The 15208-nt window shown below is 70.8% G+C and carries 15 protein-coding genes; 8 read left to right on the top strand and 7 right to left on the bottom strand.

Annotated elements, in window-relative coordinates; genetic code table 11:
* Window positions 1-327: 327 nt before the first annotated feature.
* Window positions 328-789 carry a CBS domain-containing protein gene (locus VJ976_RS01635; RefSeq protein ID WP_324098265.1) on the top strand — a complete coding sequence of 154 codons (462 nt, stop codon included), beginning with the start codon at window positions 328-330 and terminating at the stop codon, window positions 787-789.
* Window positions 790-816: 27 nt separating this feature from the next.
* Here the strand turns inward: VJ976_RS01635 and VJ976_RS01640 are convergent, their stop codons facing one another.
* Complete coding sequence (locus tag VJ976_RS01640) at window positions 817-1500, bottom strand: TetR/AcrR family transcriptional regulator C-terminal domain-containing protein (RefSeq protein WP_324098266.1); 684 nt, start codon at window positions 1498-1500, stop codon at window positions 817-819.
* A 103-nt stretch (window positions 1501-1603) separates the two neighbouring features.
* Between VJ976_RS01640 and VJ976_RS01645 the strand changes: the two genes are divergently transcribed.
* Window positions 1604-2569, top strand: a complete 966-nt coding sequence (locus VJ976_RS01645) for an NAD(P)-dependent alcohol dehydrogenase (protein ID WP_324098268.1) — start codon at window positions 1604-1606, stop codon at window positions 2567-2569.
* A gap of 110 nt (window positions 2570-2679) precedes the next feature.
* Here VJ976_RS01645 and VJ976_RS01650 read toward each other — a convergent pair whose 3' ends face one another.
* Complete coding sequence (locus tag VJ976_RS01650) at window positions 2680-3585, bottom strand: LysR family transcriptional regulator (protein WP_324098270.1); 906 nt, start codon at window positions 3583-3585, stop codon at window positions 2680-2682.
* A gap of 142 nt (window positions 3586-3727) precedes the next feature.
* Here VJ976_RS01650 and VJ976_RS01655 point away from each other — a divergent pair, with 142 nt between their 5' ends.
* From VJ976_RS01655 to VJ976_RS01675, 5 genes are read left to right on the top strand one after another with little or no spacing between them, the layout of a single operon-like run.
* Window positions 3728-5260, top strand: a complete 1533-nt coding sequence (locus VJ976_RS01655; RefSeq protein WP_324098272.1) for a BCCT family transporter — start codon at window positions 3728-3730, stop codon at window positions 5258-5260.
* 48 nt (window positions 5261-5308) lie between these two features.
* Window positions 5309-6778: an aldehyde dehydrogenase family protein gene (locus VJ976_RS01660; RefSeq protein WP_324098273.1), complete on the top strand. Its 1470-nt coding sequence runs from the start codon at window positions 5309-5311 to the stop codon at window positions 6776-6778.
* Window positions 6775-8520, top strand: coding sequence for a hypothetical protein (locus VJ976_RS01665; RefSeq protein WP_324098275.1), 1746 nt, complete (start codon window positions 6775-6777; stop codon window positions 8518-8520). Before VJ976_RS01660 ends, VJ976_RS01665 begins: the two co-directional genes overlap by 4 nt.
* A complete protein-coding gene (locus VJ976_RS01670; RefSeq protein ID WP_324098276.1) occupies window positions 8517-9521 on the top strand; it encodes a membrane dipeptidase in 1005 nt (334 codons plus the stop codon). Before VJ976_RS01665 ends, VJ976_RS01670 begins: the two co-directional genes overlap by 4 nt.
* Complete coding sequence (locus VJ976_RS01675; RefSeq protein ID WP_324098278.1) at window positions 9508-10272, top strand: hypothetical protein; 765 nt, start codon at window positions 9508-9510, stop codon at window positions 10270-10272. Before VJ976_RS01670 ends, VJ976_RS01675 begins: the two co-directional genes overlap by 14 nt.
* Here VJ976_RS01675 and VJ976_RS01680 read toward each other — a convergent pair.
* Window positions 10257-10550: a hypothetical protein gene (locus VJ976_RS01680; RefSeq protein WP_324098280.1), complete on the bottom strand. Its 294-nt coding sequence runs from the start codon at window positions 10548-10550 to the stop codon at window positions 10257-10259. The two genes, VJ976_RS01675 and VJ976_RS01680, sit on opposite strands and share 16 nt — an antisense overlap.
* Before the next feature lie 390 nt (window positions 10551-10940).
* Here VJ976_RS01680 and VJ976_RS01685 point away from each other — a divergent pair, with 390 nt between their 5' ends.
* Window positions 10941-11642 carry a GAF and ANTAR domain-containing protein gene (locus VJ976_RS01685; RefSeq protein WP_324098282.1) on the top strand — a complete coding sequence of 234 codons (702 nt, stop codon included), beginning with the start codon at window positions 10941-10943 and terminating at the stop codon, window positions 11640-11642.
* Between the two features lie 46 nt (window positions 11643-11688).
* On the opposite strand, the gene VJ976_RS01690 is transcribed toward VJ976_RS01685, so the two are convergent.
* From VJ976_RS01690 to VJ976_RS01705, 4 genes are all read right to left on the bottom strand, one after another.
* A complete protein-coding gene (locus tag VJ976_RS01690) occupies window positions 11689-12471 on the bottom strand; it encodes a TauD/TfdA family dioxygenase (protein WP_324098284.1) in 783 nt (260 codons plus the stop codon).
* Entirely contained in the window at window positions 12468-13523 is a 1056-nt protein-coding gene (locus VJ976_RS01695; protein ID WP_324098286.1) for a hypothetical protein, read from the bottom strand. Before VJ976_RS01695 ends, VJ976_RS01690 begins: the two co-directional genes overlap by 4 nt.
* A gap of 3 nt (window positions 13524-13526) precedes the next feature.
* Window positions 13527-14855, bottom strand: a complete 1329-nt coding sequence (locus VJ976_RS01700) for a hypothetical protein (protein ID WP_324098287.1) — start codon at window positions 14853-14855, stop codon at window positions 13527-13529.
* Window positions 14848-15208: O-methyltransferase (locus tag VJ976_RS01705; protein ID WP_414693553.1), on the bottom strand; the 361-nt coding region annotated here is incomplete at its 5' end. The genes VJ976_RS01705 and VJ976_RS01700, both read right to left, overlap by 8 nt.

Below are 15208 nucleotides of genomic sequence, written 5' to 3' on the forward strand. Positions count from 1 at the left end.
GTCGACGCCCTGCTGGCCCGATTCGCCAGCGTCGGCCTCCACGACACCGCCTCGACGTACCGCCACGTCGCCGGCACCCCCGCCACGGTCATCACCGCACGCAAGCCGACGTGAACGAACGAGCCGCTCGACTCCGGCACAGGTTCAACCAGCACCCCAACGTCTTGCTCATCTCGCTCTGCGCGGGTTCGTCTCCGCGCACTGCACCCGCCACCTACCTCTCGGTGCACTGCTGTCAACCCACCTCCGGCAGCAGGGCACGTCACCGCGCGCTCGCCCCTGCGGGGCTCCTCGACGGCGTTCACCGGCGCGACTTACGCTTCGGGAGTGGAGGCGAACGACGACACCCGGCAGACGGTCGTGGATGTCGTCGTGCGGTTGCCCAAGACGCTCAGCCCATCCACCACGGTGACGCAGGCACGCCAAGCCTTGGACGAGGACGACCACATCCACATGTTGCTGATCACCCGGGCTGGCCGGTTGCTGGGCACCCTGGTGCGTGCTGACCTGCCGCCCTCGGCCGACGGCGCATCGAGAGCTCTGGACTACGCCGTGATGCGGGGGCGGACCATCCCCCCGGGCACCTCAGCGGAGCAGGCACGGCTCCAGCTGAGCTCGCGTGGCGAGCGGCGCCGTGCCGTGGTCGACCAGGAAGGCCAGCTGCTCGGGCTGCTGTGTCTGAAACGCAGCCACACCGGCTTCTGCAGTGACGCCGACGTCCGGTCCCGCGCCGAGGCCCTGGAAACGCGGGACGACCAGGCCTGTGGTGCCCGAGACGGTGGGGCCTGAACCACCCACCGACGCCCGCGGCGCGGCTTATCCACCTGACGCGCTCTGCTCGACCGCGCGACGCTCGGCCAGGCCGTCGAGCACCAGGTCGAGCCCGACCTCGAACTCGTCTCCGAAGTCATAGCCCGGCTGGAGCGCGTGCTCGAGCGTGAACTCGCGGAAGTAGGGCAGCTCGCCCTCCGGGAGCGCGGCCACCACGTGCTCGCCGAGCTCGGCAAGGTCCTGCCCTGGCTCGAAGGGCAGGGCCAGCTCCTGGATCAAGAAGCCGTACAGGTGGGCGTCAAGCACGGCAAAGGCGTGGCCGGTGAGCGCCAGCGAGAAGCCCGCTTCGCGCAGGCAGCCGATGACCGCGTTGTGGTGCACCAGCGTCCGGTACCCGGCGTTGCGGCGGGAGTCCATCAGCCCTACGGCCCACGGGTGGCGCTTGAGCGCTGCTCGGGCGGTCACGGAGCGAGCGCGCGTCTCAGAGCGCCAGTCGCCTCCTGGCTCCGGGGCGTGGAACTCGGTAAAGACCGTGTCGACCATGCCGTCCAGCAGTGCCTCCTTGTTGGCGACGTGGTGGTAGAGCGACATCGCTTCGACGCCCAGCCGCCGAGCCACGGCGCGCATCGAGAGGGCGTCGAGACCTTCGCTGTCGGCGAGCTCCACCGCGGCCGCCAGCACCGCGTCGAGGTTCAACCGCTCGGCTCTCGAGCGTGGCCTACCGACCATGTGCCTGTCCTACCTTCTCTGGGGCTGTCGCGACGTTGACAAACCATACAGCGTATGTTTCTCTGTTCTATTATTACTTACGGCGTAAGAAATAGGAGTAGCCATGCGTGCAGTGGTTCAGCAGCAGTACGGCGGGAGCGAGCAGCTCTCGATGGGCGACACACCAGAGCCCGTTCCCGGCCCCCGTGACGTGGTCGTCCGAGTCCACGCCGCCGGCGTGGACCGAGGCACGTGGCATCTCATGACCGGGCGACCGTATGCGGTCAGGCTCGCCTTCGGTCTGCGTCGCCCGAAGTACTCCGTGCCAGGCCGCGACGTGGCGGGTGTGGTGACGCAGGTGGGGGAGCAGGTCACGGCGGTCACGGTGGGTGAGGAGGTCATGGGCACCGCGGACGGCTCCTTCGCCGACCTGGCGGTCGTCCCCGAGCAGCGCATCGCCCGCAAGCCGGAAGGGCTCTCCTTCGCCGAGGCCGCGGTCCTTCCCGTCTCCGGGCTCACCGCGCTGCAAGCCGTGCGGGACGCCGGGCGGGTGCGGGCCGGCGACGAGGTGCTGGTCATCGGTGCCTCCGGGGGAGTCGGCTCGTATGCCGTCCAGGTGGCGACCGCCTACGGCGCACGGGTCACCGGTGTGGCCAGCGCCGCGAAGGCAGACCTGGTGCGCTCGCTGGGCGCTGTGCGCGCCATCGACTACGCGACCCAGGACCTGGACGACGGCACCCGCTACGACGTCGTGCTCGACATCGCCGGGCTGCGCCCGATCCGTCGGCTCCGTCGCGTGCTGACCGACCGCGGCACTCTGGTGATCGTCGGCGGCGAAGGAGGCGACCGCTGGCTGGGCGGCACTCAGCGGCAGCTTGCCGCGCTCGCGATGTCGCCCGTCGTGAGCCAGCGGCTCACGGCGCTGATGAGCAAGGAAAGCGGCGCCGACCTGGCCGAGCTGGGGGACCTGGTCGACCGAGGACAGATACGGCCGTTGCTCGAGCGAACGTTCGAGCTGGACGAGGCAGCCAAGGCCATCGACCACGTGGCCAGTGGCCACGCCCGCGGCAAGGTCGCGCTGACCCCCTGACGACCTCCACCTACCTCGCCATGAGCGTCGGTGTGTGGGTGATGCTGGTGGCCACCGGGCGCCCGGCGGCTCTGGGGCGCGCGTGTCGTTCACAGCGGGCTACGGCTCTCCTACCGCAGCTCGGCGTAGGCGCGGGCGAGGCTGTCGCGCAGCTGCTGCGCCGCCGGCGGTGGGGCCGTACCCACGGTGGTGACCATGAGTGAGGTCGTGGCCTCCGGCTCCGAGAGCGGGACGTAGGTGACCCCGGAACGCTGCAGCGGCTGCACCGACTCTGGCACCAGCGCCACACCCATGTCCGCGGCCACCAGGGCCAGGAGGGTCATGTACTGGTTCGCCTCCTGGACGGCGGCCCCGGGCGCTCCGGGTGGCCGCGGGTCGCGCGCGCCCGGCACCCGCAGCAGCAGATCGTCGATCACCCGTGCTCGCTCGCGCGGCAGCTTGACGGCCGCCCAGCCCGACAGGTCAGCCAGGCTGAGCTGCTCGCGGCGGGCCAGCGGGTGCCTCGCCGGCAGGGCGACCACGACGCGTTCGTCGCCGAGCACGAGCCGGCTCAGGTCGGGGTGCGGGCGGACGTCTCGGCCCAGCCCCACGTCGAGGTCACCGTCCACGAGGCCGGTCACCTGTTCCTCGGTGGTCAGCTCCTGCAAGGTGACCACGGTGCCCGGGTGCTCCACGCGCAGGTTGGCCAGCGCTCGGGGCAGCAGGTCGATGGCCGCCGTCGCCACGAAACCCAGACAGACGTGGCCCGACGCGCCCAAGCCCACCTCCTGTGTGCGGCGCACCACGGCGTCCACCTCGTGCAGCGTGCGCCGGGCACGCGTGACGAACTCTGCTCCAGCGGTGGTCAGCTCGGCCCCTCGGCGGGTCCGCAGGAACAGGTCGTGACCGATCTCGCGCTCCAGCGCGCGCACCTGCCGCGACAGTGACGGCTGGGTCATCAACAGCCGGCTCGCGGCCCGTCCGAAGTGCCCTTCGTCGGCGACGGCCACGGCGTACCGCATCTGCCGCAGCTCCATGGGCCCAGTGTAGTGCTGCGATGCCTGTTGAGCATCGCTCAAGCCCAGGCTGGCATTGGACGGGCATCGCAAGACGGAGGATCGTCGAGGTAGGACCGACCACCCACCCCTGGAGGTCGGCGGGAGAGCGAGGCGGTTGACCATGAGCACCACGACGCAGCGCAAGTCCGAGACGCAGCCCGCTGAGCCGGCGATCGACAAGGTGGTCGCGATCACGAGCGTGGGCATCCTCGTGGTGTTCGTCGCCGCCGCCCTGATCGTGCCGTCCCGCGTCAGCGACTGGGTGGCCACCGGGTTCACCTTCAGCGCCAACACCTTCGGCTTCATCTGGCAGGTGCTACTGCTGGTGACCTTCCTCGTGGCCCTGGTCTGCATCTTTCTGCCCTGGTCCAGCGCGAGGCTCGGAGCCAGGGACACCCCGGAGTACGGCCGGTTCAAGTGGATCGCCATGATCATGTGCACGTTGCTCGCCGGGGGCGGGGTGTTCTGGGCCGCCGCCGAGCCGATGTACCACTTCCTGACCACCCCGCCGCTGCTGGCCGACTCCTCCGCGGACGCTGCCAGCATCGCGATGGCTCAGAGCTTCGTGCACTGGGGCTTCCTGGCGTGGGCCATCCTGGGCTCCCTGGGCACCATCGTCATGCTCTACGGGATGGAGCGCGGCATGCCGCTGCGACCCCGCACCCTGCTCTACCCGGTGCTCGGCGAGCGGGTAAAGGACAGCTGGATCGGCAAGGTCGCCGACATCGCGTGCATCATCGCGGTCGTCGCGGGCACGGTCGGGCCCATCGGCTTCCTGGGCCTGCAGGTGTCCTACGGGCTCTCCACGCTGTTCGGGGTGCCGGACAACTACGGGGTGCAGCTGGCCATCATCGGCACGCTGACGACCATCGCGGTGATCTCCGTGGTCAGCGGCATCGACAAGGGCATCCAGATCCTCAGCCAGCTGAACGTCTGGCTCGCCCTCGCCCTGGCCCTCATCACCGTCGTTCTGGGGTCGGTCGTCTTCGCCGCCCAGACCTGGCTGGGAGGCATCGGCGTCTACGTCACGAACTTCTTCCAGATGAGCCTCTACCAGGGCGACGAGGCCTGGGTGAACGGATGGACCGTCTTCTTCTTCGGCTGGTTCCTCGGCTACGGGCCGCTGATGTCGATCTTCATCGCGCGCATCTCCCGCGGCCGTACTGCCCGTGACCTGCTCATCTCCACCGCGGTCATCCCGCCGATCGCCACCACCATGTGGTTCACCATGCTGGGCGGCACCGGCATCCGGCTGGAGCAGGAGAGCCAGGGCTCGATCTCCGAGCCGCTGGGCGAGGCCGGCCTCCCCGCGGCCATGATGGCGATCTCGCAGAACCTGCCTCTGGCCGGCCTGCTGGGCGCGCTGTTCCTGGTGCTGACCATCACCTTCGTGGCCACGACCACCGACTCGATGTCGTACGCCATCTCCCAGGCCTGCACCAGCAACGAGACCCCGACGACGATGCTGCGAGCGGTGTGGGCCATCGTGATGGGCGTGGCCGCCGCGACCCTGATCTCGATCGGTGACGGGGGCATCTCCGCCCTGCAGTCGTTCATCGTCATCACCGCGGTGCCGGTGGGCTTCATCATGATGCCCTCCGTGGTGGCCGCGCCGCTGTACCTGCGCACCCTGGCCAAGGAGCAAGGCCGCTAGCCGCTCCCGCGCCTTCCCTGCACACACCGCACTTCTCGAGGAGCCTGAGTGACCACTGCATCGACCGCGACCCTGTCCCACTACATCGGTGGTGACTGGCGACCCGGCTCGGGGAAGCGGGCCGAGTCGACCAACCCGGCCGCGCCGGAGGATGTCGTGGCCCAGTACGAGATCGCGGACAGCGAGCTCCTCGACGCGGCGATCACCTCCGCGGTGGGCGCAGCGCGAGGGTGGGACGAGGTCGGCGTGCTGGCCCGCGGCAAGATCCTGCGCAACGCGGCCCAGATCCTCGAGCGGCGTGCCGAGGAGGTCGCCGCGTTGATGACCCGTGAGGAGGGCAAGACGCTGGCGGATGCGCGGGGTGAGGTCGGCGCCAGCGTGGAGACCCTGTACTACCACGCTGGTGCCGCCCGTCGTCCGACCGGGACGACCTACCCGTCCGCCAGCCCGGACGAGCTCGTCCGCACGGTACGCCGGCCGGTGGGCACCGTCGGAGTCGTCACGCCGTGGAACTTCCCGCTGCAGATCCCGTGCTGGAAGATGGCGCCCGCCCTGATGTGGGGCAACACGGTGGTGTGGAAGCCGGCGAGCGACACTCCCGCGGTGGCGGTCGCACTGGCGGAGGTCCTCGCCGAGGCCGGCGTGCCCGCGGGCGTGGTCAACCTGGTCATCGGCCCCGGCAGCCTGGGCTCCGAGCTGGTCGCGGACCCGAGGATCGACGCGGTCACCTTCACCGGCTCGGTGCCGGTGGGGCACATGATCCGCGACATCGTCATCCCGCGTGGTGGCCGCCTGCAGATGGAGCTCGGCGGGCACAACCCGGCCATCGTGCTGCCCGACGCCGACATGGCCGGTGCGGCCGCGTTCATCACCGCGGCTGCGATGAACAGCACCGGCCAGAAGTGCACCGCCACCCGTCGGGTCATCGCCGTCGGCTCGGCCTACGACCGGCTCGTGCCCGAGCTCACGGCGGCGGTGCAGGCCCTGCGCGTGGGGCCCGGCGACGAGGACGGCGCCCAGGTGGGGCCGCTGGTCTCGCGCCGCGCCCGCGATGAGGTGGCAGGCTCCATCGAGCAGGCCGTCGGTGAAGGGGCCACGATCCTCGCCCAGGCTGACGCTCCCGACGACGGCGGCTACTACGTGGCGCCCACCGTGCTGGAAGGACAGGCGAGTCTGACCATCGCGAACGAGGAGGTCTTCGGCCCGGTCACGACCGTGCTGCGCGTGGACGACCTCGACGCCGCCATCGACCTGGCCAACGCCACCCCCTTCGGCCTCACCGCGTCCGTGTTCAGCCGGGACGAGGCCAGCATCCGGCGCTGCGTGGACCACGTCGCGGCCGGGCTGGTCAAGGTCAACGCGCCCTCGACCGGCTCCGAGGTGCACGCTCCGTTCGGTGGGCTGGCGGACAGCTCGTTCCCCGCGCCGCGGGAGCAGGGCAGCGACGCCGTGGCCGACTTCTTCTCCGTCACCAAGACCGCCTACCTGCGCGCCCTGCCGGCGGACCCGGGCTCGTGAGCAACGCGGCACGGCAGGACCTCTCCGTCATCCCCGACGAGGCGTGGCGGTGGCTGCGTCCTGCCGATGTCGTGCTCGACCCCGACGACATGGGCGGAGCCCGGGCCACGCGGCACAGCTTCGCCCGCTCCCTGGTGCGCCATGCCGTGGCCTTCGACTGGGCCGTGCAGCGCGAGCTGTTCGACGTGGACGAGCAGGGCCGGGGCACGGTGATCTACCGCGTCGACGCGCAGGGCGAGCAGTGGCGGGTGATCGCGTTCTCTCAGGTGCTGCAGGAGTCCGAGCGCGAGGACCGGGTGATCGCCGGATCGTGGGACGTGACGATGGCGCTGGTCGAAGGCGAGCTGAGCGCTGACCGGGTCGAGTCGCTGCGTGAGAACGTCCCCCGCCAGGAGGGTGGGCGCGCCGACGAGGGCGCCATCATCTGGGCCCGGGGCAACCGCAGCACGCGTTTCTTCGGCGCTGTGGTGGGCGCGCTGGCCGCCGGTCGCCAGCCCGACCCGCGCATGTTCGGTGCCTCGCCGTACGTGATGCGCAGCACGGCCTTCTACAGCAACGGCAAGTTCGGTCTCGCCGACTTCGAGCGCTTCGGCCCCCAGCACCCGTTCTCGGTGCCGTACCGCCCGCACTTCCTCACCGCCTGGCTGATGCGCGAGCTCAGCTGCGACCTGGTCGAGCACTGTGCACGCATGGCCTCGCCGGACGCCGTGGAGCTGGACGAGCAGTGGCGCCGCTACCTCGGGCTGGGCAACGCGACCGGCCTCGGGATGGTGCCCTACGTCATCAACCATCCGCAGATCCTGGACGCCTGGGCTCACCTCCGGGAGGTGCCGCTGGCCGTGGTTCGCTCCCGTCTCGTCCGCCGCGACGACCCTTCGGTCGCCCGGGTGGTCGAGCTGCTCCGCCGCGCCGAGCGTTACCTGGTGGAAAGCGGCGACATGGACCTCACCCCCTTTCCCCGGTGCACCGACGTCGCGGTCGAGGTGGCGCAGGTCGGGGACCTGGCGGCCGAGTACGCCGAGCACGGCACCGTGCGCGGGGTGACGACCACCCGGCCGTGGGACGCGTTGCACGACGAGGCGGCCGCGCTGGGCCCGGCCTGCCGCGGGGTGGTGGCCTCCATCCTCGTCGAGCTGACCGACGAGCTCGACTCCACGTTGGAGTGGGCGCTCTCCCGCGACGAGACCAGTGCTCTGCAGCCGCAGCGCAGCTGTGCCTCGCTGCGCCGCGACATCGACGAGCACTACGGCTGGGTCGACGCCTTCGACTTCGACGACCCGAGCCAGCAGGCCTACTTCTGGTTCTCCTCCGCCGAGAACGAGGAGCCCCGCCGGGGTCGCCGCGATGCCGACCCCGGCGCCGAGCTCGAGCACGGCACCGACATCGCCCGATCGGTGTGGGCGCTGCGGGCAGACCTGGAGCAGGCGCCGCCGCAGGAGTCGCTGGCCCGGTTCCTGCTGCGCCACCCGTGGCACCGCGGTGCGGTCTCCCGGGTGCAGAGCATCGGTCACCTGCGCTACGGCGAGGTCCGCGCCAACACCCTGGCCCAGGCCTTCCTGCCGCTCAACGTGCAGCGCCTGCAGCTCGCCGTCTACGGGATGGAGAACTTCGTGCCGCAGTCCACCGACTGGCTGCGGGTGACGCTGTTCTCGGGAGCTCCCCGCACGCGCGACCTGACCGACGGCACGGCCGACGACGACTGGATCTTCTGCACCGCCCCCGACCCGGAGCCGGCCTCGTGAGCAACACCGTGCACGAGCGCGCGGTCGTGGTGGACGGGCTGCAGATCAACAACTGGAGCCGGCAGATCCTGCAGGAGCTGCGCGCGGGGGGCATCAGCGGCGTCAACGCGACCTGCGCAGTCTGGGAGGGTCCCGAGGAGACGCTGCGGACGATCGGCGACTGGTGCCAGCTGCAGGCGCAGAACCCGGACCTGATGACGCTGGCCACCAGCACCGGCGACATCCGTCAGGCCAAGGTGGACGGGCGGGTGGCGGTGCTGCTGGGCTTTCAGAACGCCAGCCCGTTCGCCGATGACTACCGGCTGGTCGAGGTCTTCTCGCGGCTCGGCGTGCGCATCTCCCAGCTGACCTACAACATCCAGAACCTGCTCGGTGGGGCCTGTTACGAGCCGGTGGACTCCGGCCTGACCCGCTACGGGCGCACGATCGTCTCCGAGATGAACCGTGTCGGCATGTTGGTCGACCTGTCCCACGTGGGCAACCGCACCAGCCTGGACGCGATCGACGCCTCCGCCCAGCCCGTGTCGATCACACACTCCAACCCCACCTGGTATGTCGACTCGCCTCGCAACAAGCCCGACGACGTCATCAAGGCGCTGGTCGAGCGAGGTGGAGTGATCGGGTGCTGCCTGTACCCGAACGTGGTCGGTGGAGCCCAGGCCACCCTGACCGGGTTCTGCCGGATGGTGGCCGAGCTGTGCGAGACCTTCGGGGTGCAGCACGTGGCGCTCGGCTCGGACTGCACGCGAGACTGGGGCCAGGACTATGTGGCCTGGCTGCGCGACGGGCGGTGGCGTCCGCCCGACACCGCGCACCCCCCGACCTGGCCGGACTGGCCGGGTTGGTTCCAGGGCCCGGCAGACATGCCGCGCGTCACTGAGGGCCTGCTCGAGGTCGGGTTGCCCGAGGACGATGTGGTGCGCATCCTCGGTGGCAACTGGCTCGACCTCTTCGACCGCGTGTTCCCGGGTGCCGGCGGAGCGGACGATGGCCCTCGCTGACTCCCGCGCCACCGAGCAGTCCGGCTCGGCGACGCAGCCGGACGGGCCGGTGACCCGGGTCAGCCTCCGCGAGATCCGTGAGGTCACCTTCCGGGCGCTGTCGGCACGGGGCGCCAGCCACGGGGAGGCGTGGGTGGCTGCGCGGATGGTGCTGGACGCGCAGATCCAGGGTGAGGACGGCATCTCCCTCGCCGTTCAGGACGTGCGGGCACCCCGCTGGAGGCGCGAGGAGGTGCCGGCGACCGAGCCACCCGGGCGCGGCGACCCGGTCGTGCTGCACGCCCAGGCCGGCACAATGCTCCGGTACGGCCCCCTGGCCCTCGACCTCGCGATGGCCGAGGCCGGCCTGCACGGCGTCTTCGTGCCCGGGGTCACCGGCGGCGAGACCTGCCTGGAGTCACTGCTGTGCGAGGCGGCGAGCGCGCACGCGACCACCGTGGTGGCCCGCCGCGCCCACGGGGGCCGATGGGGCCCGGTGCACCTCGCACGCCCCGACGGATGCCTGGCACGTGGAGATGTTGCGGACTCCGCCGCGGCGGTGACCGACGCAGGCGTCGCTGCGGCCGACGGGGACGGTCTGCTGGTCACGTCCCCCTGCCCGTCTCCCTGGCTCGCTGAGGGCGAGGGTGCCTGGGTCACCCCGCAGCAACGCGCCGAGCGGCGACGTGAGGTGGCCCAGCACGGAGCCCTCGTGCCCGCGGAGGCCTGGCGATCGCTCTACGACGCCTCTCGCCGCTACCTCGTGCCCTGACCGGGAGGGGACCAGCGATCCCCGGCCGGTGCGGACGACAACCGCCTGGAGCGCAGCTCCTTGACCACGAGGGCCTGTCGGTCGATGAGGGATCGGCGCTGCGCCCACCCCTGGTCGGGCATACGCAGGTCGTCCTGGAGCTCGGTGAGCTGGATGATGAGCTCCCGCACGGTAGGTCGTGGGCTGGCTGTGCCCATCGCCTCGCCCATGTTCATGCCTGTGAGCGCAGCGTTCGCGTCCTGCATGGGTACCGATGCCTCATGCTTCGTGTCGCTCACGGTCTGACCTGCCCGACAGTGTGCGGGGCTGCGCGCATCCTCAGGGTCATGTGCGTGTCTCCTCCCATGCATCACCGGTTCCTTCAGGACGGCTGCCAAGGTCTGGAGCAACGCATCCCCCCACACCGCGACCAGGGTCCGGGGCCGCGTACTGGGCGACAGTAGACCCGCCGGCTCGGCGGCGCTACACGTAAAGCGCTTCCACTTTGAGAGTTTTACTCGATCTTCACCACCGCGGGCCCCACGAGCCCCGGCCTGGCCGCTCCGTTGCTCCCGGGTGCCCGCGCGTGTAACCTCTCATGCCCACGTGCGTCGCTGCTGTTGGTGAGGTGGCTTGCCTGGCGCTCGTGAGTCACCGCGCGGTGACGCCGACGGCCAGGATGTGATCGCGTGTACGACCATCAGCTGTTCCTGCGGACGGTCTCCGGCTTCGCTCGTCTGCTGCTCACCTCCTATGACGTGGACGCGACGGTGCGTGAGCTGTCCGAGCGGACCACCGAGGTGTTCGGGTTGGCCGGCAGTGGGGTGTCGTTGATGGTCGAGGACCGTCTGGTGTTCGAAACCGCTGTCCCCAGCAGTCTCGCTCTCCTCGAGATGGCGCAGGGAGAGTCCCAGGAGGGCCCGTGCGTGCAGGCCTGCCACAGCGGGGAGGTCGTGGCCGTCGCCGACCTGGCCGGTAAGACGGACGGATGGGAGCAGTACCGGGCGGCCGCCGCCGACCTGGGCGTCCGGGCGGTGGCAGGCATCCCGATGTCGCTGGGGGACCGCGTCGTGGGTGCCCTCAACCTGTACTCCTCCGAGCCGCGGGAGTGGTCCGCCGAGGACCTGGAGGGGGTGCAGGTGCTGGCGGACATGTGCACCGGGCTGCTGATCAACGGCTCGGAGCTGAGGCAGCAGGAGCAGCTCAACGAACAGCTGCGCCTCGCGCTGCACTCACGCGTGGTGATCGAGCAGGCCAAGGGGATGGTCGCGAACGTCCACGGCGAGTCGGTGGAGCAGGCCTTCGAGCGACTCCGCAAACGCGCGCGGGATCGCAACGCGCCGATCCGTGCGGTGGCCGAGGCGGTCGTGGAGCTCGGCCTGCGCCTCTGAGGACGACGCCCTCGGGGCCGTCGTCGACCTGACTCGGGGTGGTCGCTCAGCCGGCCTCCGGGTAGGCGGCGACCATTCCGCGGTGCATGACGCGGTCGCCCACCACGCCACTGTGGTCCGCCTTGTGCAGCACGCACGCGTTGTCCCACATCACGATGTCGCCGGCGGACCAGGTGTGCCGCAGCGTGTTGTCCTCGCTGGTCGAATGCTCGAAGAGCATGCGCATCACCACCTGGGACTCGGTGGAGTCGTCGAGCCCACTGATCGCGACGCAGCGCGCCGGGGTGGACAGGTACAGCGACCGGCGGCCGGTCAGTGGGTGCTCGCGGAAGACGGGATGGTCGGCCGAGGTCTCGGCGTCCTCGTCCAGGTCGAGCCCGGTCACACGATGGGTGATCGTCCGCCCGTCGAGACGGTCGCGCAGCTCGTCGGGCAGGGTCTGGTAGGCCCGGTACTGGTTGGTGAACAGGGTGGCGCCACCCTGCTCCGGGATGGTGACCGCCCGCAGCGCGGTGTAGGCGGGCGGCTGAGCGACGTAGCTCGTATCGACGTGGAAGGTGCTCTTCGGCGGGGTGCTCCGGCCGACGTTGCTGATGAGGTTGAGGTCCGGGTGACCTGCCACCGGGGTCTCGCCGACCGTGAAGGTCAGGTCCCCGAACTGTCGCAGGAAACCGACGAAGGTGTCGTTGTCCACGTGCTGGCCGGGGAAGACGAGGACGCCGTGCTCGGCCAGGTGTCCGGCGAGACACGCGGCGGCCGATGCGGTGATGTCGGTCAGAGACAGGTCGGTCACGACGGCGCCGACGGGCTCCAGCGGTGCGATGTTCATCGGGGTGTTCCTTCCACGAGGGGGCGGGGGGTGCGGCGGCGGGCCGCCTCCACCTGGGCAGCGAAGAGGTCGGCGAGCGGGATGCCTGCCGCCTCCGCCATGACGGTCACGACGCTGGAGGGGGCGAAGGAGCAGTACAGGCCCGCCTCGAGGAACCATGGGCGCCCTGACGGGTCGATCCTGAAGTCGAAGAGGCCGTAGCCACGACACCCGAGCGCACGGAAGCAGCGGCGGGCGGCGGCGCCGACCGCCTCGGTCGCGGGATCGTCGGCCGGCACGATCCACGCGTGCTCGGCATCCTTGGCGACCAGGCGCAGGTCTCCACCGGGGTCCCTGGTCAGCTTGTCGGCCTCGTCACGGACCGGTTTGGTCACGGCGTCGACGGCATACTCCTCCAGCGGCAGGGTCACGAGCTCGCCATCGCGGTCCAGCACTCCGCAGCGCACCTCCCGGCCCAGCTCGACGTACCGCTCCACCAGCGCGGCCCTCGAGTGGTGCCAGGCGCTCTCGAGGGCGGCCGCGTACCCGTCGCGGTCGCGGACGAGTGTCACCCCGTGCGAGTTGTCCGCATTGACGGGCTTGACCACGACCGGAGGGTCCAGCCGGGGGTGCTCGCCGGGCGCGACGAGCTCGCCCTCGGGCACGGCCACCCCGGCTGCGGAGACGACGGCCCGACTGGTCGACTTGTCCGCGCCGAGGGCCATCACGGCAGCGGTGTTGCCCACGAACGGCACCTCCAGCACGTCGAAGAGGCTCCGGTATGCCGTCATCCCGGCCGGGCAGAACATCTGCGGCACCATGACCTCGGGCTTGAGCGCGGAGATGTGGTCGAGGGCACGGGGCAGGCTCATCGGCATCGCCGCGGTGATCGTGCTGGGCCGCAGGTCGGCGGGGAAGCGCCACCGCCCGTCCGGGCTCACGTAGGCCAGCGAGGCGGCGTGCTCGTGGTCACCGGCGGTCGCCTCCCAGCACCCGGCGGCGTAGAGCCGGGAGAGGTCGGCGTAGAACTCGCTGGTCGGTGACCCGACCAGGTGCAGCACGCGGATCGCCATCTCTCAGTCACCCGCCGGCTCGACGAGCTTGCCGATGTTGAAGTCGATGCGTAGCCAGTCGCGCCCGCGCACCAGGTTGCCCAGCAGCAGGCTGGGGATCTGCAGGTGGTGGACCAGCAGGAACGGCAGCGGGTCGCGGACGTCGAGGATCGCGTCCCGGCCCGTGCGCAGCACCCGCCACCGCTCCCGCACCTGCCACGGGGCCCGGGCCAGGCGCCACAGCTCGTGGTAGAGCCAGTAGGTGGCCCGGGAGCCGACCGCCGGGGTCAGAGTCGGCGCGTCGTCGTCGAGGTAGGCGCGCGACAAGGCGACGGGGTCGTCGAACAGGGTGATGGCCGAGTGGGTGCGCGGGTTGCACTCGATCGCGTACGGGGTGCCGTCGGCGCTCTCGATGAAGTCGAAGGACATCTGTCCGGTGGCCCCCAGTGACCGGGTGAACGTGCGCACCCACCGCTCGATCTCGGGCTTGTCGACGGCGGCGTAGTTGACCTGGAACGCCGAGGACTCGCAACAGCAGTACGCCGTGAGCTCGCCGTCGCGCACGGTGCCGTGGGTGCAGTACTCCCGACCGGTGATGAGCTCCTGCAGGATCCACGGGTTGTCCGCGCTGATCGGCAGCGCGGAGACGAAAGCCCGGGTCTGCGCATGGCTCGGCCGGGGCAGCGGGGTCAGGTCGAGCCGGTGCACCGGGTCGTAGGCGATGCTCTTGAGCACGTAGGGGCGGTGGGAGCGCGAGAAGTCGAAGTCGAGCACCTGGTCGGCGTCGGTGATGAGGTGGGTGTCCGGGACGGGCAGGCCCAGCTCGCCGGCGGCGGCGGCGAACGCACCCTTGTCGTCCACGACGGCCAGGGTCGCGGGGTCGACGTGGACGCTGTCGCACCGCCCGGCGAGCGCCTCGCGGACCCGGCTGTCGTAGGCGCTGGACACCGGGCTGGAGAGGGGCACGAACACGTCTGCCTCCTCGCGCTCGGCGAGATCGACGAGCGCGGGCACGTAGCTCGGGTCCTGCGGGGCGGGCACGACATGGAACGTGTCGACCGCCCGTGAGAACCGGTGCCCGGTGAAGCGGTAGCGACCGGACTCGGCGAGGACGACACGGTGCCCGGCGCGGTGGAAGGCGCGGGCCAGGTGCAGCGCCTTCGTCATCTTGCCGCCGGTCAGCAGCACCGTGCGGGGGTGCTCCGCGGTATGCCGTGTCTCGCTGCGCGCCGCGGTGCGGGCTCCCGCCACCAGAGTCACGGCCAGGTTGACCGGCAGGGCCAGGGCCAGGACCGCCTGGGTGGCGAGGCTGCGCCCGACCGCACGCACCCCGAAGGTGTTCGCCTCAGACACGGCGAATCACCGTGAGGCCGTCGCGCAGCGGGAGGAGTACCTGCTCCAGCCGGTCGTCACCGGCAACGTGGGCGTTGAAGTCGGCGATGGCGGCGCCGTTCGCGCTGGGCGTGGTGGCCGCGTAAGGCTCGCCCTGCAGCAGGGTGTTGTCGACGAGGACGGCGCCGCCGTCGGCCAGCAGGCCGCCGTCGAGCACCTGGTCGAGGTAGTCGGCGTATCCGGTCTTGTCGGCGTCGATGAAGACCAGGTCGAACTGCTCGCCCGCCTCCGCGAGGGCACGCAACGTCTCGGTGGCAGCCCCCACGCGGATGTCGACCTTGTGCCCGTGGGGTGAGGCGTCGAGACGCGCCCGG

This window comes from Ornithinimicrobium sp., assembly GCF_035267225.1.
GTDB lineage: Bacteria > Actinomycetota > Actinomycetes > Actinomycetales > Dermatophilaceae > Ornithinicoccus.